The sequence below is a fragment of the Streptomyces roseoverticillatus genome (assembly GCF_000719265.1).
GTDB classification, from domain to species: Bacteria; Actinomycetota; Actinomycetes; order Streptomycetales; family Streptomycetaceae; genus Streptomyces; species Streptomyces roseoverticillatus.
In genome coordinates this window covers 27562-45812 of sequence record NZ_JOFL01000031.1, presented here as the reverse complement: position 1 = coordinate 45812, position 18251 = coordinate 27562, and the positions used below count along the sequence as shown (strand labels likewise).

The 18251-nt window shown below is 73.6% G+C and carries 18 protein-coding genes and 1 pseudogene; 9 read left to right on the top strand and 10 right to left on the bottom strand.

What is annotated here, in order from left to right; all coding sequences use genetic code 11:
- Nucleotides 1–90 precede the first annotated feature (90 nt).
- Both treZ and IF61_RS0128325 read left to right on the top strand, forming a co-directional pair.
- The gene (gene treZ / locus IF61_RS0128330; protein ID WP_030369383.1) at nt 91–1851 is read left to right on the top strand and encodes a malto-oligosyltrehalose trehalohydrolase; all 1761 of its coding nucleotides are present in this window, start codon (nt 91–93) and stop codon (nt 1849–1851) included.
- A 79-nt stretch (nt 1852–1930) separates the two neighbouring features.
- On the top strand, nt 1931–2227 hold the full coding sequence (locus IF61_RS0128325; protein ID WP_030369382.1) for a hypothetical protein: 297 nt from the start codon (nt 1931–1933) through the stop codon (nt 2225–2227).
- A gap of 19 nt (nt 2228–2246) precedes the next feature.
- Here the strand turns inward: IF61_RS0128325 and IF61_RS34745 are convergent, their stop codons facing one another.
- From IF61_RS34745 to IF61_RS0128300, 5 genes are all read right to left on the bottom strand, one after another.
- On the bottom strand, nt 2247–3821 hold the full coding sequence (locus tag IF61_RS34745; protein WP_030369381.1) for a hypothetical protein: 1575 nt from the start codon (nt 3819–3821) through the stop codon (nt 2247–2249).
- An 81-nt stretch (nt 3822–3902) separates the two neighbouring features.
- Entirely contained in the window at nt 3903–4310 is a 408-nt protein-coding gene (gene msrB / locus IF61_RS0128315) for a peptide-methionine (R)-S-oxide reductase MsrB (RefSeq protein WP_030369380.1), read from the bottom strand.
- Between the two features lie 34 nt (nt 4311–4344).
- Nucleotides 4345–5739, bottom strand: a complete 1395-nt coding sequence (gene murC / locus IF61_RS0128310) for a UDP-N-acetylmuramate--L-alanine ligase (protein WP_030369379.1) — start codon at nt 5737–5739, stop codon at nt 4345–4347.
- Nucleotides 5740–5819: 80 nt separating this feature from the next.
- Nucleotides 5820–6491, bottom strand: coding sequence for a response regulator (locus IF61_RS0128305; RefSeq protein ID WP_052393126.1), 672 nt, complete (start codon nt 6489–6491; stop codon nt 5820–5822).
- Nucleotides 6488–7840, bottom strand: a complete 1353-nt coding sequence (locus IF61_RS0128300; RefSeq protein WP_342668026.1) for a sensor histidine kinase — start codon at nt 7838–7840, stop codon at nt 6488–6490. Before IF61_RS0128300 ends, IF61_RS0128305 begins: the two co-directional genes overlap by 4 nt.
- A gap of 177 nt (nt 7841–8017) precedes the next feature.
- On the opposite strand from IF61_RS0128300, the gene IF61_RS0128295 reads away from it, so the two are divergent.
- Nucleotides 8018–9082, top strand: a complete 1065-nt coding sequence (locus IF61_RS0128295; protein WP_030369376.1) for an ABC transporter permease — start codon at nt 8018–8020, stop codon at nt 9080–9082.
- On the top strand, nt 9079–9810 hold the full coding sequence (locus IF61_RS0128290; RefSeq protein ID WP_397945567.1) for an ABC transporter ATP-binding protein: 732 nt from the start codon (nt 9079–9081) through the stop codon (nt 9808–9810). The genes IF61_RS0128295 and IF61_RS0128290 overlap by 4 nt, the downstream gene beginning before the upstream one ends.
- 35 nt (nt 9811–9845) lie before the next feature.
- On the opposite strand, the gene IF61_RS0128285 is transcribed toward IF61_RS0128290, so the two are convergent.
- Nucleotides 9846–10346 carry a hypothetical protein gene (locus IF61_RS0128285; RefSeq protein WP_043191155.1) on the bottom strand — a complete coding sequence of 167 codons (501 nt, stop codon included), beginning with the start codon at nt 10344–10346 and terminating at the stop codon, nt 9846–9848.
- 164 nt (nt 10347–10510) lie between these two features.
- Entirely contained in the window at nt 10511–11317 is an 807-nt protein-coding gene (locus IF61_RS0128280) for a pyrimidine reductase family protein (protein ID WP_030369373.1), read from the bottom strand.
- A 149-nt stretch (nt 11318–11466) separates the two neighbouring features.
- On the opposite strand from IF61_RS0128280, the gene zapE reads away from it, so the two are divergent.
- The 3 genes from zapE to IF61_RS0128265 all read left to right on the top strand — a co-directional run bounded on the left by zapE (nt 11467) and on the right by IF61_RS0128265 (nt 14114).
- Nucleotides 11467–12537, top strand: a complete 1071-nt coding sequence (gene zapE / locus IF61_RS0128275) for a cell division protein ZapE (protein ID WP_030369372.1) — start codon at nt 11467–11469, stop codon at nt 12535–12537.
- A 333-nt stretch (nt 12538–12870) separates the two neighbouring features.
- Nucleotides 12871–13167: an antibiotic biosynthesis monooxygenase family protein gene (locus IF61_RS0128270; RefSeq protein ID WP_030369371.1), complete on the top strand. Its 297-nt coding sequence runs from the start codon at nt 12871–12873 to the stop codon at nt 13165–13167.
- Between the two features lie 50 nt (nt 13168–13217).
- A complete protein-coding gene (locus tag IF61_RS0128265) occupies nt 13218–14114 on the top strand; it encodes a polysaccharide deacetylase family protein (protein ID WP_078660572.1) in 897 nt (298 codons plus the stop codon).
- A gap of 23 nt (nt 14115–14137) precedes the next feature.
- Here the strand turns inward: IF61_RS0128265 and IF61_RS36405 are convergent, their stop codons facing one another.
- The 3 genes and pseudogenes from IF61_RS36405 to IF61_RS0128250 form a co-directional block, all read right to left on the bottom strand.
- The gene (locus tag IF61_RS36405; RefSeq protein ID WP_169748857.1) at nt 14138–14278 is read right to left on the bottom strand and encodes a hypothetical protein; all 141 of its coding nucleotides are present in this window, start codon (nt 14276–14278) and stop codon (nt 14138–14140) included.
- 14 nt (nt 14279–14292) lie between these two features.
- Nucleotides 14293–14961, bottom strand: a complete 669-nt coding sequence (locus IF61_RS0128255; protein ID WP_030369369.1) for a hypothetical protein — start codon at nt 14959–14961, stop codon at nt 14293–14295.
- 479 nt (nt 14962–15440) lie between these two features.
- A pseudogene (locus tag IF61_RS0128250) lies at nt 15441–16112 on the bottom strand (ATP-binding cassette domain-containing protein); the annotation flags it as partial.
- Between the two features lie 46 nt (nt 16113–16158).
- On the opposite strand from IF61_RS0128250, the gene IF61_RS0128245 reads away from it, so the two are divergent.
- Together IF61_RS0128245 and IF61_RS0128240 are read left to right on the top strand one after the other, a co-directional pair.
- Nucleotides 16159–16875, top strand: a complete 717-nt coding sequence (locus IF61_RS0128245; RefSeq protein WP_245684649.1) for a peptidyl-tRNA hydrolase — start codon at nt 16159–16161, stop codon at nt 16873–16875.
- 81 nt (nt 16876–16956) lie between these two features.
- Nucleotides 16957–18219, top strand: a complete 1263-nt coding sequence (locus IF61_RS0128240) for a polysaccharide deacetylase family protein (protein WP_043191149.1) — start codon at nt 16957–16959, stop codon at nt 18217–18219.
- Nucleotides 18220–18251: the final 32 nt, after the last annotated feature.

Genomic DNA, 18251 nt, shown 5'->3' with positions numbered 1-18251 from the left:
GGGCGGGCTGACCGGTTCCGCGCCCCGGAAGGGGTGGCCGCAGGGCACCATGGACAGCACTGCGGTCACCACGGCCGGAAGGAGCCGCCAGTGCTGTTCGAGGTGTGGGCGCCGCGGGCCGGGCGGGTGACGCTGCACGCCGGCGGCGGAGCGTACGCGATGGAGCCGGATCCGGCGCGGGCCGGCTGGTGGCGGCGGGAGGCTCCGGGCGGGGACGGCACCCGCTACGGCTTCGCCCTCGACGTCGGCCCCGTACGGCCCGATCCGCGCTCGCGCCGCCAGCCGGACGGGCCCGACGGACTGAGCGCGGTCACCGCTCCGGAGAGCTTCGCGTGGCGGCACGGGTGGGCGGGCCGGGGGCTGCCCGGGGCCGTCCTCTACGAGCTGCACGTGGGCACGTTCACCCGCGAGGGCACCTTCGACGCCGCGGCCGCGCGCCTGCCGCACCTCGCCGGACTGGGCGTCACCCATGTGGAGCTGATGCCCGTGTGCCCGTTCCCGGGCACGCACGGCTGGGGGTACGAGGGCGTGTCGCTGTGGGCCGTGCACGAGCCCTACGGCGGGCCCGCGGGCCTCGCCCGCTTCGTGGACGCGGCCCACGCGCTCGGCCTCGGCGTCGTCCTGGACGTGGTGCACAACCACCTCGGCCCCTCCGGCAACCACCTGCCCGCCTTCGGGCCGTACTTCACCGACACCCACCACACTCCGTGGGGCGCGGCCGTCAACCTCGACGCCCCCGGCTCCGACGAGGTGCGCGCGTATCTGACGGGCAGTGCGCTGGCCTGGCTGCGGGACTACCGGCTGGACGGGCTGCGGCTCGACGCGGTCCACGCCCTCGCCGACAACCGGCCCAAGCATTTCCTCGCCGAGCTGTCCGGCGCCGTCGACGCCCTGGCCGCGCGGCTGGGCAGGCCGCTGTTCCTCGTCGCCGAGTCCGACCGGAACGACCCCGCCACGGTGACGCCGCGCCGCGCCGGCGGCCTGGGCCTGCACGCCCAGTGGAACGACGACTTCCACCACGCCCTGCACACCGTCCTCACCGGCGAGTCCCAGGGCTACTACGCCGACTTCGCCGCCGACCCGGCCGCGGCGCTCGCCAAGACGCTGCGGGGCGGCTTCTTCCACGACGGCACGCGCTCCTCGTTCCGCGGCCGCCCGTGGGGCCGCCCCCTCGACCCGGCGGCCACCCCCGCGCACCGCCTCGTCGGCTACGCCCAGAACCACGACCAGATCGGCAACCGCGCCCAGGGCGACCGGCTCGCGGCCCGCCTCTCCCCCGGCCTGCTCGCCTGCGCCGCCGCGCTCGTCCTGGGCGGGCCCTTCACCCCCATGCTGTTCATGGGCGAGGAGTGGGGCGCCCGCACCCCCTGGCAGTTCTTCACCGACCACACGGACCCGCAGCTGGCCGAGGCGGTCCGCACCGGCCGCCGGCGCGAGTTCGCCGCGCACGGCTGGTCCGCCGAGGAGATCCCCGACCCGCAGGACCCGGCCACCCGCGACCGCTCCTGCCTGGACTGGAGCGAGCCCGAGCGCGAGCCGCACCGCGCCCTGCTGGACTGGCACCGCCGCCTGATCGCCCTCCGCCACGCCGAACCGGACCCGGGCCCGCTCTCCTCCACGACCGCCGCCGTGGGCCCCGGCGGCACGGCCGTCCTGCGCCGCGGCACCCTGTGCACGGCCGTCAACCCCACGGCCGCACCGGCCGCCCTGCCCCTGGGCACCCCCCACCCGACCGGGATCCTGGCCGCCTGGCACCCGGTGCACCTCCCCGGCCCGGATGGTGTCCTCCACCTGCCGCCCGCGTCGGCGGCCGTGCTGCGTTGCGACGGCTCCGCCCCGGAGAGACGCTGAAGACGGGCACATCCGCGCCTCAGTGAGCGCGGAGCCGGAGCGCCGGGTGCGGTGGGCCGCCCCGAGGGGACGATGAGCCATGCGCATGATGCTCAGGGCCCGGCTGGACACCCACGCTTCGAACGAGGTCTACAAGCGCGGCGAGCTGCCGAAGTTCGTGCAGGACCTGATGGACCGGACCAAGCCGGAAGCGGCCTACTTCGGCCCCATGGACGGCGGCCGCACCTGCACGCTCGTCTTCGACCTGGCGGACGCGTCGCAGATACCCGCCACGCTGGAGTCGCTCCTGCTGGAGATGGAAGCCGACGTCGAGCTGATCCCCGTCATGAACTACGACGACCTGAAGAAGGGCCTGTCCGCCACCCCCCGGAGCTGAGCCCCGCCTCGGGGCCGCGTCACGGGCGCTTGCAGTGCCCGCCTGACGGGGCGGGGGTGAGGATGACGTCCTCCAGGCGGACGCTCATGGACGCCCACCGTGCTTCGCGGGAACCCGGTGCCTGGAGGCCCCACAGCCAGACGCGGTCCCCAGTACTGCCGAAGGTCAGCACAGCCCGGTCCTCGGGCACCGGGCCGCCGTACGTTGCTATGTCCTTTTCACGCGGCCGGACACACATGAGCTTGCCCTGCAAACCATGGAAGGAGGCAGGGGGACGCCCTGCCCGGACGGAATTTACGGATTCACTCCATGCCGATTCGACGTTCAGAATACCGTAGGAGAGGGCGGTCACCACGTACACCAAAGCCACGACAGGGAGAGTAAACGTAGAAATTCCGCCCGCCGCCGAGCTCCCCCAGTAGAAGTGGCGCGCCCAGCCACCCACAGAAAGAAAGAAGAGCGCACATGCCGCCGCCAAGGCAACCGGCTTCAGAGCAGCGGAAATGAATGAATACGTCGTCACAGGGACTGCATCGACAGGTATATCAAAGCCGAAGGACAGATAGACGGTGTACATCAGCCTTCCGAACCACAGCGGGACGAAATAGAGCGGCGCCATAAGCGCCGGAAGCGCCCAGCTCAGATTCCGACTAAACCAAGACGCCGTCCCTGCCAGCCAAAGGCCGTAGAAAACCGCGAGGATAAACCCTCCGGCAAGGACATACAGTGGCACATAGATGACTCCACCCGGCCCACCAGGCTTCGAATCGGCAATGAAGTACCCCAAGTAGATCATTACGGAAACAAAACCCAGCCCCATCGCCAGCTTCCCGTATCGAGACCAGGAAGCAGGCATAACAAAAGCCCCCAGCACTGCCCCCAGAACCAATGCGAGAGGCAGCACGGACCAGCGCCACGGCGAATCAACCACATAGAGAACCCCGGCACCGAGCAAGCACCCGAGCATGCTCGCCAGGAAGAGAAGTACCTGGAGACAGAGCTTCAGGAACCGGTCTGGATTCGACGGATCAGGGAATGGGGCAGTTGCCTGACCATCCAGTACCGACGGGCCGCGTACCACCTGCGTCGCCGGCTCGTACAGATGTCCGCCCAAGCGGCTGCCGGACAATTCATCGACAGCAGTGGGCATGTCCCGCGGCCCGGGCAGCACAACAACACGCTGATCATGCGAGCCATCCAGCCGCCGCGCGACACGAAGGGCCCACCGTGCCGGCCTTGTCCCCTGAGCGGGTCGAGCCAAGCGGATCCAGTACGGCGTGCGCGGTTCCCGGGGCGGGGTCAGCAGCACCGATTCGCGTACCCACAGGCCGAGACGTGCCCGCTCAGCCAAACGCTCGACGCGTCTGACAGCCTCCTTCACGGCTCCGCGCCGCGCCCCTCGCAAACGAACCTCGAACTTCAGAGCGCGTCGGGGCGCGACGCGTGCTGTCTCGCCCTCGGTCGGCTCGTGAATGATCCAGCCTTCGGCAGCCACCAGTTCTTCGGCGGCTGCCACCTCAACGGGGTCGTCGATGACCTCCGTCAGCAGAAGGATACGGCGGTTGAACGGCTGGGCAGTGCTTGCGCGGTCCACGTCTTCCTCGCTGTCCGGGCGGTAACTCAGGCCCCAGCAGGTTGACATGGACCACTGACATCAGCCCCGGCGAGGCTGAGCTCAGCCCCCCGCGGACTCCAGGCGCAGGGCGATGGAGTTGATGCAGTAGCGCTGGTCCGTGGGGGTGGGGTAGCCCTCGCCCTCGAAGACGTGGCCCAGGTGCGAGCCGCAGCGGGCGCAGCGGACCTCGGTGCGGACCATGCCGTGGGAGCGGTCCTCGATCAGCTCGACGGCGGCGGAGTCCTTCGGGTCGTAGAAGCTCGGCCAGCCGCAGTGGCTCTCGAACTTCTCCGTGGAGCGGAAGAGCTCCGCGCCGCACGCGCGGCAGGAGTAGACGCCCGCCGTCTTCGTGTCGGTGTACTCGCCCCGGAAGGCGGGCTCGGTGCCGGCCCTGCGGAGCACCTGGTACTCCGCAGGGGAGAGCTCAGCGCGCCACTGCTCGTCCGTCTTCTCGACCTCGTACGCCATGTCGCTCGCCTTTCGGGGATACGGCTTTTCCGGTTCAGCTCTCCAGGCGGGCCAGGATCTTCGGACCGAGGTCCGTGACGTCTCCCGCCCCCATGGTCAGAACGAGGTCACCGGGGCGGGCCATTCCCGCGACGACGTCCGGGATGGCGGCCATGTCGGGCTCGGCGCGGACGTCGGCGCCCGCGGCGACCGCGGCGTCGATGATCAGGGCGCTGGTGACGCCGGGGACCGGGTCTTCGCGGGCCGGGTAGATGTCCAGGACCACCGAGGCGTCGGCCAGCGCGAGGGACTGACCCATCTCGGTGCCGAGCTCCTGGGTGCGGGAGAACAGGTGCGGCTGGAAGACGACCAGGACGCGGGAGCCGGCCGCGGCGCCGCGGATGGCCTCCAGGTCGGCGGTCATCTCGGTGGGGTGGTGGGCGTAGGAGTCGATGACCTGCACGCCGGCCGCCTCGCCCTTGAGCTGCAGACGGCGCTTGACGCCGGTGTACTTGCCGATCGCGGAGGCCAGGTTGTGCGCGGGGATGCCCAGCGCGATGCCCGCGGCGAGGGCGGCGACGGCGTTGTGCGCGTAGTGGCGGCCGGGGACGGAGACCGTGAAGGTCAGCATCTTGCCGCCCAGGAGGACGGTGACCTCGCTGGTCAGGCCGCGCGGGGTGACCTTCAGGACGCGCACGTCGGCGTCCTCGGCCTCGCCGTACGTGACGACCTCGATGTCGTGACGCCCCGAGATGCGCTCGGTCAGCTCGCGGGCGCCCGACTGGTCCGCGGCCACGACGAGCGTGCCGCCCGGGCGGATCCGGCCCACGAACGTCTCGAACGACTCGTAGATCTCGTCCATCGACGCGTAGTTCGCGTGGTGGTCCAGCTCCACGTTGAGGATGATCGCGACCTCGGGCGCGTACTTGTGGAAGCTGCGGTCGCTCTCGTCCGCCTCCGCCACGAAGATCTCGCCGGCGCCGTGCCGGGCGTTGGAGCCCGGGGCGTCCAGGTCACCGCCGATGGCGTACGACGGGTCCAGGCCCAGCGCGTCCAGGGCGACCGCGAGCATCGACGTCGTGGTCGTCTTGCCGTGGGTGCCGGCGACCGCGATCGGGCGCAGGCCGTCCATCAGGCGGGCGAGGGCGTCCGAGCGGTGCACGACGGGGATGCCGCGCTCGGCGGCCGCGGCCAGCTCGGGGTTGTCCGCGCGGATGGCGCTGGAGACGACGACGCAGGTGGCGTCCTCGGCCAGGTGCCCGGCGGCGTGCCCGATGTGCACCGTGGCGCCCAGGGCGCGCAGCGCCTCGGCGGTCGCGGACTCCTTCGCGTCGCTGCCCGCGACCTGCGCGCCGCGCTGGGCGAGGATCTTCGCGATGCCCGACATGCCGGCGCCGCCGATGCCGATGAAGTGCGGTCGGTCCATCGTCGTGGGGACGGCCGGTGCCATGTGCGGTGCTCCCTGTCGCAGCTTGCTGGGTGTCAGGGACCGATTCTTGCACCCCGCGGTGACAGCCCCGTCCTCCCCCGTCACACCGCCCGGATCAGCCCCGCCGCCAGGCCCGCCGCGATGGCCGCCGTGCGGCTGTCGACACCGAGCTTTCCGTAGATGTGGACGAGGTGGGTCTTGACCGTCGCCTCGCTGATGAAGAGGCGGCGGGAGATCTGCTTGTTGGCCAGGCCCTCGGCCACCAGTCCGAGGATCTCGGTCTCGCGCTGGGTGAGGGCGGGCCTGCCCCCGGCGCGGACGCGGCCGAGCAGGCGGGCGGCGACGGGCGGGGCGAGGACGGTCTCGCCGCGGGCGGCCGCGTGGACGGCGGCGGCGACCTCTTCGGGCGGGGCGTCCTTGAGGAGGTAGCCGGTGGCGCCGGCCTCGACGGCGGCGAGGATGTCGGCGTCGGTGCTGTAGGTGGTGAGGATGAGGACGGCGGGCGGGGAGGGCAGCGCGGTGATGCGGCGGGTGGCCTCGACGCCGTGCATGCCGTCGCCCATCTGGAGGTCCATGAGGACGACGTCCGGGCGGGTTCCGGCGTCGAGCAGCCGCAGGGCCGCGGCGCCGTCGGCGGCCTCGCCGACGGCCTCCACGCCGGGGAGGTCGTCGACCATGGCGCGCAGGCCGCGGCGCACGACGGGGTGGTCGTCGACGATCAGCACGCGGATGGCCTCGCGGCCGGCGCCTTCGGAGTGTGCCGGCTCGCTCATGCCGCGACCCCCTTCGAGCCGGTGTCCGGTCCGGCACCGCCGGACACCGCCGTCGTGGCCGGTCGCCGTTGCGGCGGAGAGGACGCCCCGGGGCCGCCCTCGGACGGAACACCCTCGCTTCCCTCATCCCGGGGCCGGGCTCCCGCACCCACCGGCACCACCGCCGCGATCGCCGTGCCCTCCCCCGGGGCCGACTCGACCGTGAGGGTGCCGCCGAGGGCGGCGATGCGCTCGCGCATGCCGTGCAGGCCGAAGGTCCGGCGGCCGTCGGCGGGGCCGTCGCCGGGGGTGAAGCCGACGCCGTCGTCGTAGATGTCGAGGGCGACCTGGCCGTCGAGGAAGGCGAGGGTGACGGCGGTGCGGTCGGCGTGCGCGTGGCGGGCGACGTTGGCGAGGGCCTCCTGCGTGAGGCGCAGCAGGGCGACCTCGGTCTCCATGGGGAGCGTGCGCGGGTCGCCGTCGAGGCGGAAGACGGCCCCGGGGACGGTGCGCGCGGTGACCCGGCGCAGCGCCTCGGGCAGGGGCGCGTCCTCCAGGGCGGGCGGGGTGAGGGCCTGGACGAAGCGGCGGGCCTCGGCGAGGTTGTCGGAGGCGGTCAGCCCGATCTCGCGGACGCGCTCGCGGGCGGTGTCCGGGGCGGCGGTCTCGGCGGCGCGGGCGAGCAGGACGATGCTGGACAGGCCCTGGGCGAGGGTGTCGTGGATCTCGCGGGCGAGCCGCTGGCGCTCGGCGAGCCGGCCGGCCTCGCGCTGGGCGGCGGCGAGCTCGTCGCGGGTGCGCAGCAGGTCGTCGATGAGCTGCTGGCGCTTGCGGCTCTCACGGTAGAGCGCGGCGTAGCCGTAGCCGGTGAGGATGGCGACGGCGGCGCCGGCGGCGGGGCCGATCACCTTGGCGGCGGTGAGCCCGCCGGGCGCGGCGGCCTGGGCGGCCACGACGGCGGCGGTGGCCGCGGCGATGGCGGGGTGCGCCCAGCGGACGGGCAGGGTGCCCAGGAAGAGGAAGAACAGCGGGAAGGCGACGTAGCTGTAGCCGTGGTCCATGGCGAGCAGCAGGAGCCACAGGGCGGTGACGGCGGTGAGCCAGAGCCCGCGGCGGGCGGTGGACCGGATCACGCCGAGGCCGTAGACGGCGGCGAGCACGGCGGCGGGCAGCAGGGTTGCCGGGGGTTTGCTGCCTGCGACGGCCGGGGCGGCGGCGACGGCGAGGAGCACGTAGAAGGAGCCGTGCAGCGCGAGGCGGACCAGGCGCAGGGAGGGCATGTCGGAGCCGGGCGGGGGCACTGCGACGGCGTCCGGCGCGGGCCGCGCCGCGCGCCGGGCGCGGAGGGCGGAAGGGGTCGTTCGGCTCACCCCATCGAGCGTACGGGCCCGCGCCCGGGAGCCTGCCCGCCCCTGCCCTCAACCGTTCGATTGATTTTCGGGTGCACCGTACGGACGGGCCGCGGACCAGTCCTTGCCCTGATGGCGGCAAGGCGTCCGCGCGGGAGTGTGGAGGGGTCCTGTTCAGAGCCCGGAGGTAGAGGGTCCTTGTTCGTCGCACTTCGTGACATCCGTTTCGCCCGGGGGCGGTTCGCCCTGATGGGTGCCGTGGTCACGCTCATCACGACCCTCGTGGTCTTTCTCTACGGCCTGACCGGCGGCCTGGCGCGGGAGGCGTCGTCCGCCGTGGCGGGCCTGCCGGCCGGGCGGATCGTCTTCGGTGCGCCCGCCGGGGCCGGGCCGGAGGTGTCCTTCTCGAACAGCTCGGTGGACGCCGGGCAGCAGCGGGCCTGGCGGGAGGCGGCGGGCGTGCGGTCCGCCGAACCGTTCGGCGTGGCGATGACGCGGCTGACGGCGGGCGGCCGGGCGTCGTCGGTGAGCGTCTTCGGGACGCCGGACGGGCTGCGGCCCGCGCTCGTCACCGGCGCGGCGCCGGGCAGCGGCCAGGTGGCCGTGAGCGAGCGCGTGGCGCGCGACGCCGGGCTGCGCACCGGCGACCGGGTCACCCTCGGCACAGAGGAGCTGACCGTCTCGGGCATCACCGAGGACCGCAGCCACGGCCACGCCCCGAGCGTGTGGACGACGCTCGCGGCGTGGCAGCGGGTGAGCCACCAGGCGCAGCCGACAGCGCTCGCCGTTGACGGCGGCGGGCACCCGGCCGGGGACGCCGCGCGCTCCACGAAAGCGGTCTCCGTCGGCGAAGCCCTGGACGGGATCGACGGCTACGCGGCCGAGCACGGCACCCTGCAGATGATCCAGGGCTTCCTGTTCGTGGTGAGCGCCCTGGTCGTGGGCGCCTTCTTCACGGTGTGGACGGTGCAGCGCAAGCCCGACGTCGCGGTGCTCAAGGCGGTGGGCGCGAGCAGCGCCTACCTCGTGCGGGACGCGCTCGGGCAGGCCGCGGTCGTGCTGGCCGCCGGGTCCGTGCTCGGCGCGGCGGCGGGCGCGGCCGGCGGGGCGCTCGCGTCGGCGTCGGTGCCGTTCGAGCTGGGCGCGGCGACCGTGGCCGTACCCGTCGCGGCCATGGTGCTGCTGGGCCTGGCCGGCTCCGCCCTCGCCGTGCGCCGCATCACGTCCGTCGACCCCCTGACCGCCCTGGGAGCCTCCCGGTGAACACCGCCCCCGCCCTGCCGCTGGATCCTGCTCTGCCGCTGGAACCCGCTCTGTCGCTGAAATCCGTCACTCTCACCTATCCGGACGGCGACCGCCGGCTGACCGCCCTCGACGCGGTGTCCCTGGACGTGGCGCCCGGCGAGCTCGTCGCCGTCGCCGGACCCTCCGGCTCCGGGAAGTCGAGCCTGCTCGCGGTGGCGGCCACGCTGCTGAGCCCCGACGAGGGGCGCGTGACCGTGGCCGGGCAGGACACCGGGCCGATGAGCGCCCGGGCCCGCACAGCGCTGCGCCGGGACCGGATCGGCATCGTCTTCCAGCAGGCGAACCTGCTGCCGTCGCTCACCGCCGAGGAGCAGCTGCTGGCGGTGGAGCACGTGCGGGGCGGGGCCGTACGCGGCGGCAGCGGGCGGGCCGCCCGGGCGCGGGCCGCGGAGCTGCTGGAGTCGGTGGGCCTGGACGCGGCGAAGCGGCGCCGCCGCCCGCACCAGCTGTCCGGGGGCGAGCGGCAGCGGGTGAACATCGCCCGCGCGCTGTGCGGCGGCCCGTCCGTCCTGCTGGTGGACGAGCCGACGTCGGCGCTGGATCACGAGCGCGGCGAGCGGGTCGTGGAGCTGCTCGCCGCGGTGACCCGGGAGCACGGGACGGCCACGGTGCTGGTGACGCACGACCGGGCGCTGCTCGGCCGTGCGGACCGGGTCCTGACGATGGCCGACGGGCGGCTGCGCTGAGGACGGCGCCCTTCTCCGGGGGCCGCCCCCGCTTCTCACCCCTCTCCCACGTCGCCCAGGGCGTAGTCCTCCTCGTCGTTGTGGGCGTAGAGCTTGAGGACGGGCACGCCGACCTTGTGCCGGGCCCGGGAGGCCCAGTCGCGGTGGAAGAACTCCTCCACCAGGTGCGGTGCGGTCAGCACGATCACCTCGTCGGCGTGGGTCTGCTCGACCACGGACCGCAGCAGGTCCAGCGGGTGGCCCTCGACGAGCTGGCCCACGGCCTCGCAGCCCGCGTCCCGGAGGCTGCGGAGCGAGTGCTCCAGGGCGACGGCGGCCGGGCGGAGGGCCTGCTCGCCCTCCGGTTCGTCGGCCTCGTGCATCGCCCGTTCCAGCTCGCCGAGGGCGACGTCGTCGATGGCGCGCAGGAGCCGGTCCTCGGCGCCTCGGGGCTGCATGAGCACCACGAAGGACATCTCGTCGTCGTGGAGGGTGGTGACGAAGTCGACGTCGGTGGCGGACAGCGGCTGCTCGATCATCAATACGCTCGTGAACACGGTGGGAGCCCTTCTCCTTCGTGGGCCACCGGCCCAACGGCCAACAGAAACCATCCTGCGCGTGCCCCCCTGGGCCCGCCTGTTCTGGTCACGTGCCCCCTCGGGCGCGTCCGACTCAATTCTGCCCACGGACGGGTAACCGGAACGGAATATTCCGCCGATTGTCAGATCCTGTGGTACCTGCTGAACAGAAAACCTCCCTCTTCGAGGAGCGAGGCGAGGACGAATCGTTTTGGCACGGGCATGCCGGGACCGCTCACGATCCGGTCCGCCGTACCGCCCGCGACCAGCGGCGCGAGCGTCAGGCACAGCTCGTCGAGCACGCCCGCCGCCGCGAACTGCCCCAGCAGCCGCGGGCCGCCCTCGGTGAGCAGCCTGGTCAGACCGCGTGCGGCCAGCACCTCCGGCACCCGCGCGGGGTCCACCCGGCGCCCCTCGCCCGCCACGAGCACGTCGGCCCCGGCCGCGCGGGCCGCGGCGACCCGGTCCGCGGGGGCGTCCGCACCCGTCAGCACGATGGTCGGCACCAGCGGCTCCCTGAACAAGGGCAGAGTGAAGTCCAGGTCGAGCCCCGCGCTCACGATCGCGATCACCGGCGCGGGCCCCTGGCCGAGCGCCGCCCGGCGCGCCGCGAAGGCCTCGCGGGCGCGGGCGGGCCGGTAGCCCTCCTGGCGTACGGTCTCCGCGCCGACGACGACCGCGTCCGCGAGGCCGCGCAGCGTACCGAAGACGCGCATGTCGGCGGCGGAGGACAGCGGCTGCGAGCGCCCGTCGTGGTGGGCCGCGCCGTCCAGCGAGGAGACCATGTTGGCGCGCAGCCACGCGCGACCACCGCTTCCCGCCGCCTCCGGATAGGCGTACGCCTCGGCGAGCTCCGCCAGCTCCCAGGTGCGGTCCTCTGAGGCACAGGGGGACGAGGGGGAAGCAGAGGCGGAGGGAGACGGCAGGGGCACGGGGAACAGGCGTCGCATAGGCCGCAGTGTGACATGCCTCGCTCTTCCGGCGGCCGGCAGCCGGTGTTCAGCGGCTAGGCTGGAGAGCTGTGTCACCCACCACCGCCTCCGCTTCCGGCGCAGCCGCCTCACCGGCCCCGTCGGCCCCTTCCGACGCCTCGGGCCCGATACCCGGCGCCGGTACCGGCTCCCCGATCGCGCTGACCTCCCGCGCCCCGCACGTCCCGGCCGACCGCCTGGTCGCCGAGATGGTGCCGCCGCCCCGCTTCGGCACGGTCCGCTTCGACAACTACATACCGGCGGCCGACCAGCCCAGCCAGACCGAGGCCGTCAAGGTCCTCAGCGGCTTCGCGGGCGGCCTCGGCGGCGCGAGCGCCGCCGGCGGGGGCCGCAAGCGCTGGTTCCGGCGCGAGGCGAAGCCGGCCGCGGCGGCCGGCCCGCGCGGCGTCTACCTCGACGGCGGGTACGGCGTCGGCAAGACCCACCTGCTGGCCTCCCTGTGGCACGCCACCCCGGCCGCCCCGGAGCTGAAGGCGTTCGGCACCTTCGTGGAGCTGACCAACCTCGTCGGCGCGCTGGGCTTCCAGCAGACCGTCAAGACCCTCAGCGGCCACCGCCTCCTGTGCATCGACGAGTTCGAGCTCGACGACCCGGGCGACACCGTCCTCGTCTCCAGCCTGCTGGGCAAGCTGGTGGAGGCGGGCGTCGCGCTCGCCGCGACCTCCAACACGCTGCCGGGCAAGCTCGGCGAGGGCCGGTTCGCCGCGGCGGACTTCCTGCGCGAGATACAGGGGCTGTCGGCCCACTTCCGCCCCCTGCGCATCGACGGCGAGGACTACCGCCACCGCGGCCTGCCGGAGGCGCCCGCCCCGTTCGGCGAAGCGACCGTCACCCGTACGGCTGAAACCACCGAGGGCGCCTCGCTCGACGCCTTCCCCGCGCTGCTGGAGCACCTCTCCAAGGTCCACCCCAGCCGCTACGGCGCGATGTGCGACTCCGTGCGGGCCGTGTGCCTGACCGGCGTCGAGCCGGTGCCGGACCAGTCCACGGCGCTGCGGCTGGTCGTCCTGGCCGACCGCCTGTACGACCGCGAGATACCAGTCCTGGCCTCCGGGCGGCCGTTCGACGAGCTGTTCAGCGCGGAGATGCTGGCCGGCGGCTACCGCAAGAAGTACTTCCGGGCGATATCCCGGCTCACGGCGCTCGCGCGCGACGCGAAGCGGTTGACCGAGGCGTAACCCACGGGCTGCGGGCGGTTCGGCACCGCCGGGCCGCCACGTCGTGGTTGCGCGCCGTTGCGGCGGAAGAACGTGCCGCGCCACCGCAGCCGCGGCGGCCGGCCGCAGCGGAGCAGGTCCGGCGGCATGCAGGCGGCCGGGCGGCGCAGCCGACCCGGCCGGAACGTTTCCGAAGCGAAGCCACCCGCTCCTCGCGCGCCCTCGCGCCAGCGCCTACGGGCCCCCGTCCAACGCGCCCGCGAGCCGCCGCCGCGGGGCTGCCCCGCGGCGGCCGGAGCGGAAGGCTGGGGACGGGCCCGGCACCGGGCTCTCCGCCACCGCCAGGAGCACACCATGGCCATTGTCGTCACCTTCGACGTCCCCGAAGGGGGACAGGACCTCTACGAGGCCGTCATCGCCCGCGTCACCGACGGGATGGGATTCACCCGCCTCGCCGACATCCCCGCCGCCGGGCTCATCGCCCACATCGCCGGTCCCCGGGAGGGCGGCGGCTGGCGGGTGACGGACGTGTGGGAGTCCACCGAGGCGCTGGAGAACTGGGCCAAGACCCTCGGCCCCGTCCTCGCCGACCTCGGCTTCGCCGACCTGCGGCCCAGCGTCACCCCGGCGCACAACGTCGTCGTCGCCTGACAGCGCCGGCGGGCGCGAGGGCGCGGCGGGGCAGGGCATACAGTGCCGTGGTGACCCCCACCCCCTTCCTCCGTCGCCGACCGGCCCGTCACACCCTCGCGCCCGCCCTCGCCGCGCTGCTCTGCCTGCCCCTCGCCGCGTGCGGCGGCGGCAGCTCCGGCGCGGCCGAGCGCCCCAAGGCCCTTCCGTCCGGGGCCGCTTCACCGGCCGGGACGCCGCCGGCGCCCTCCGTCCGGCCCCTGGCCGCGCCCACGCTGCCCCCGGGCCCCGGCGGGGCCGCCCCCGTCTTCTCGCACGGCCGGCGCGACGGCGCCAAGCGCGTCGCGCTCACCTTCGACGCCGACATGACGGCGGATCAGGACAGGCGCGCCGCGCGCGGAGAGCGGTTCGACAACCCGGAGCTCATCGCGACGCTGCGGCGGCTGAAGGTGCCCGCCACCGTCTTCATGACGGGCAAGTGGGCCGAGCAGTACCCGGATCAGGCGAAGTCCATCGGCGCCGACCCGCTCTTCGAGGTCGCCAACCACTCGTACAGCCACCACGCGTTCTCCACGCCCTGCTACGGCCTCCCGGCCGTTGCGCCCGGCTCCGCCCGGCAGGACGTGGAGCGGGCCTCCGCCGCGTTCGGGAAGGCCGGCGTGGAACACACCGTGCCGTACTTCCGCTTCCCCGGCGGCTGTCACAACGACGCGGTCCTGCGCGAGATAGCCCCGGCGAAGGTCACCGCCGTGCAGTGGGACGTGATCAGCGGCGACGCCTTCGCCAAGAAGTCCGGGCCGGTCGCCGACCAGGTCCTGGCACAGGTCAAGCCCGGCTCGGTCGTGGTCATGCACTGCACGCACAGCGCGGCACCGGCCACCGAGGAGGCGATCCGGCGCATCGTGCCGGAACTGCGGGCCCGCGGCTACGAATTGGTCCGGGTCTCGGACCTGATCGCCGCCCGCTGACGGACGCGCCCGCGCCGGGCGCGTCAGCCGGAGCAGGCGGTGCGCTGCGCCTCCTGCCATTCGCACACGGGGCACAGCGTGATGCCGGGCCGGCCGGCGGGGTACTCGGTGGGCTTCGCGCACTGCACGCAGTCCGCGAACGCCTCGTCGTTGCGGTCGCTCATGCCCCCATCCTCGCCTACGTCCGCCGGGCGGCGAGCGCGCAGGCCGTCGCGACGGCTCCCGCCGCCAGGGCGCCCGCGGCGGCGAGCGGCAGCAGCGGGACGTGCACGACGCCCGTACGGGACCCCGTGACCAGGCCGGTCACCGCGGCGTTCGCGGGCGACGCCCCGGCGAACAGCACGACGACCGTGGCGAGCAGCGTCGACGGCACGGCCCACGCGGTGCTGCGCAGCAGCGGCCGGTTGCACAGCGCCCCGACCGCCGTCCCGAGCAGCGCGCAGGCCACCGCGCACACCAGCCCCGCGGCGGTGGCGGACCCCATGGGAACCACCGCCCGCCGGTCGGCGGTGTGCGGGTCGCCGACCGCCGCGACGATCCCGCTCCCGGCCACGGCCAGCAGCAGCGCCGCGCCCAGGGCGACGGCGACCGCGGCCAGGTGCACGCGCCACGGGCCGGCAGCGGCGGCGGTGCAGTCCCGCGCGGCGGGCGGCTCGTTGGTCACGCAGACCCGGACCAGCCACGCGGTGACGGGCAGCAGCGTGGCCGCCGCCCACCCGGCGCAGTCCAGGACCGGCTGGCCGCTCTGCACGCCGACGGCCATGGAGCCGCCGTAGAGCAGCAGCGGCGGCAGCCAGCGGTGCGAGCGCAGGAAGAGAGCGGCCTGGTAGCGGAGCAGGGCGATCACGGGTGCGGGGCCTCCGTTACGGAGCGGATGTGCCACGGGGGGCGGGCGGTGAGGAGGGTGCGGAGCGTGTCGTCTGTTTGCGGCCCGGCCACGGTCAGTCTGACGGCGCCGTCGCCGAGCGGCTCGGCCGCGCCGGGGAGGCCGTGGGGGAGCTCGGCTCCGGCCGGGCCTTCGGCGACGATGTGCACCGTGGTGTTCCGCGCTGAACGCGCGGTGTCCTCAAACGCCGGAGGGGCTGAGTGGTTGCGGGGACTGGCCGGGTAGTTGCCAGGACCGCCCGGCAGGTCGCCGGAGCCACCCGAGTGGGCGCCGTGACCGGCCGAGAGGCCGCCGGAACCGCCCGAGTGGTTGCCGGAACCGGCCGAGTCGATACCGGCACTGGCCGAGAGGCCGCCAGAACCACCCGAGTCGTTGCCGGAACCGGCCGAGAGGCCGCCGAAGCCACCCGAGTCGTTGCCGGAACCGGCCGAGTGGTCGCCAGGACCCGCCGAGTGGTCACCGGAACCGGCCGAGCGGCTACCAGGACCCGCCGAGTGGTCACCGGCACCAGCCGAGCGGTCGCGGCCGCCAAGTCTCAGTACCGCATACGCCTCCCCCGCCAGCCGCCCCGGATCGTGGTCCACGAATACCACCCGCGTCCCGCCCGCCACCCGCTCCCGTACCGCCTCGTCGAGGACGCCCCGCGACGCCCGGTCCAGGCCCGTCCACGCCTCGTCCAGGACGAGGAGGCCGGGCGCGCCCATCAGCCCTTGTGCGACGGCGACCTTCTGGCTGGTGCCCTTGGACAGTTCGGACAGCGGCGTGCCGGCGTACGCACCGGCGCCGAACCGCTCCAGCCACTCCTGCGCCCCGCGGGCCGCGCCCGCGCGACTGAGGCCGTGGATGCGGCCGAGGCGCGTGAGGTAGGCGCCCGCCGTCATCGGCAGTGCGGCGGGGAAGCGTTCGGGGACGTAGGCGGTGCGGGGGCGGCCGGTGATCCGGCCGGCGCTCGGGGCGTCGATGCCCGCGAGCAGCCGCAGCAGCGTGGACTTGCCGCTCCCGTTGGTGCCCTCGACCCGCAGCAGGCTGCCCTCCGGGATTTCGAGGTCGAGGTCGCGCAGTATCCACGGCCCGCCGAACCCGTAGCGGCGGCCCACCCCCGTGAGTCTCATCCCCTCACATTAAAGGCGCTGCCTGGCGGCTGGCAGACTGGGGGCCGTGACCAGCCCTGACGCACCCCAGTTCGTCCTGCCCCTCGTCGTGCGGATCGAGAAGGACGCCCCGCCCGCCCGGACCGACGCCCTGGAGACCGCGGCGCGCGCCGTACTGACGCTGCTGTCGGACGAGCGGGCCGCCGCCGGGACCGGGCCCGGCGGCGAGGACGGCGAGGACGGCGAGTGGGCACAGGCCGTACGGGACTGGCAGGACTCCCGGATCCGCAAGGTGGTCCGCAGGGCGCGCGGCGCGGAGTGGCGCAAGGCGTCGGCGCTGCCGGGCATCACGGTGACCGGTGAGCGGGCGGAGGTGCGCGTCTTCCCGCCGGTGCCCCTGGACGGCTGGCCCAAGGAGCTCGTGAAGCTGCAGGTGTCGGGGACGGACCTGGACGATGCGGAACCCCCGGCGGAGCCGGACCCCGCGCTGCCGGTGCTGTGGATGAGCCCGGAGCTGGAGATGTCGGCGGGCAAGGCGATGGCGCAGGCCGGGCACGGCGCCCAGCTGGCGTGGTGGGGGCTGGACGACGCCGCCCGTGCGGCCTGGCGCGCGGCCGGTTTCGCGCTGGCGGTGCGGACGGCGGACCCGGCCCGCTGGCCGGAGCTCTCGGCGAGCGGCCTGCCGGTGGTGCGGGACGCGGGCTTCACGGAGATCGCGCCGGGCTCGTGCACGGTGGTCGCGGACCATCCTGCGCTCCGTCACGGAAGCGTCCAGAGGGGCTGAAGGGACTCACAGGGAGACCTGTGATACTGGCGGAGAACATCTGTTTTGGCGCCAGGGGGTAAGAAGTTGTCGAAAAGGACCGTGCGCGGCACGACGGCTCTCGTCACCGCGGGCGCCGTCGCCGCGCTCGCGATGGGCCTGACCGCCTGCGATGCCGACGAGAAGAAGGACGGCGGCAAGAGCTCCGCGTCGGCGGCCTCCCCGGGCTCCGCGCAGAGCCCGGGCGGCGGTGAGGACGAGGCCGGGGACGGGAAGAAGCCCGAGGAGAAGTGGGACGGCAAGGTCAAGGTGCTCGGGGACGGCTCGACGTCCTACACGGGCCCGCAGCCGAACCAGCCCAAGGCGGAGAAGCTGAAGCCGGGCGAGAAGCCGCCGCAGTTCGTCGTCTTCTCCTGGGACGGCGCGCTGGAAGGCGACGACCACCAGTTCTCGCACTTCCGCGAAGTGGCCAAAGAGAACAACGCGAAGATGACGTTCTTCCTCACCAGCATGTACCTGCTGCCGAAGTCGAAGGCGTCGATGTACAAACCGCCGCAGCACAAGCCGGGCGACGCGGCGATATCCTTCGCGACCGACCCGCACATCAAGGACACCCTGGTCCAGCTGCGGGGCGCGTGGCTGGACGGCAACGAGATCGGCACGCACTTCAACGGCCACTTCTGCGGGGGCAAGGGCGGCGGCGACTGGAGCGTCGCCGAGTGGAAGAGCGAGATCGAGCAGTCGTACTCCTTCGTCGAGAACTGGAAGACGAACACGGGCCTGACGAGCCTGCCGCCGCTGCCCTTCGACTTCAAGAAGGAGCTGGTGGGCGGCCGCGCCCCGTGCCTGGAGGGGCAGAAGAACATGCTGGCGGCGGCCCAGTCGTTCGGCTGGCGCTACGACGCGAGCTCGCCCGGTGACTTCCAGATCTGGCCGTCGAAGATCAACAGCATGTGGAACTTCCCGCTGCAGCTGCTGCCGTACCCCAAGAGCGAGAAGCAGGTCCTGTCGATGGACTTCAACTTCCTCTACAACCAGTCCGGCGACAACACCAAGGGCGACCCGGCCAAGTACGCGGAATGGCGGAAGCTGACCCGGGACGGCTACCTCAACGGCTTCGAGCGCGTCTACAACGGCAGCCGGGCGCCGATGTTCGTCGGCAACCACTTCGAGGACTGGAACGGCGGCATCTACATGAAGGCCGTCGAGGACGTCGTGAAGGCGGTCTGCAAGCGGGACGGGGTGCGCTGCGTGTCCTTCAAGCAGCTCTCCGACTGGCTGGACGCCCAGGACCCGAAGGTCCTGGCGAAGCTCCGCGGCCTGGACCCGGCGCAGTCGCCGGACTGGGCCACGCTCGTCAAGTAGGCCGCGGGCCGGGGGCGCACCCCCGGCCCCCT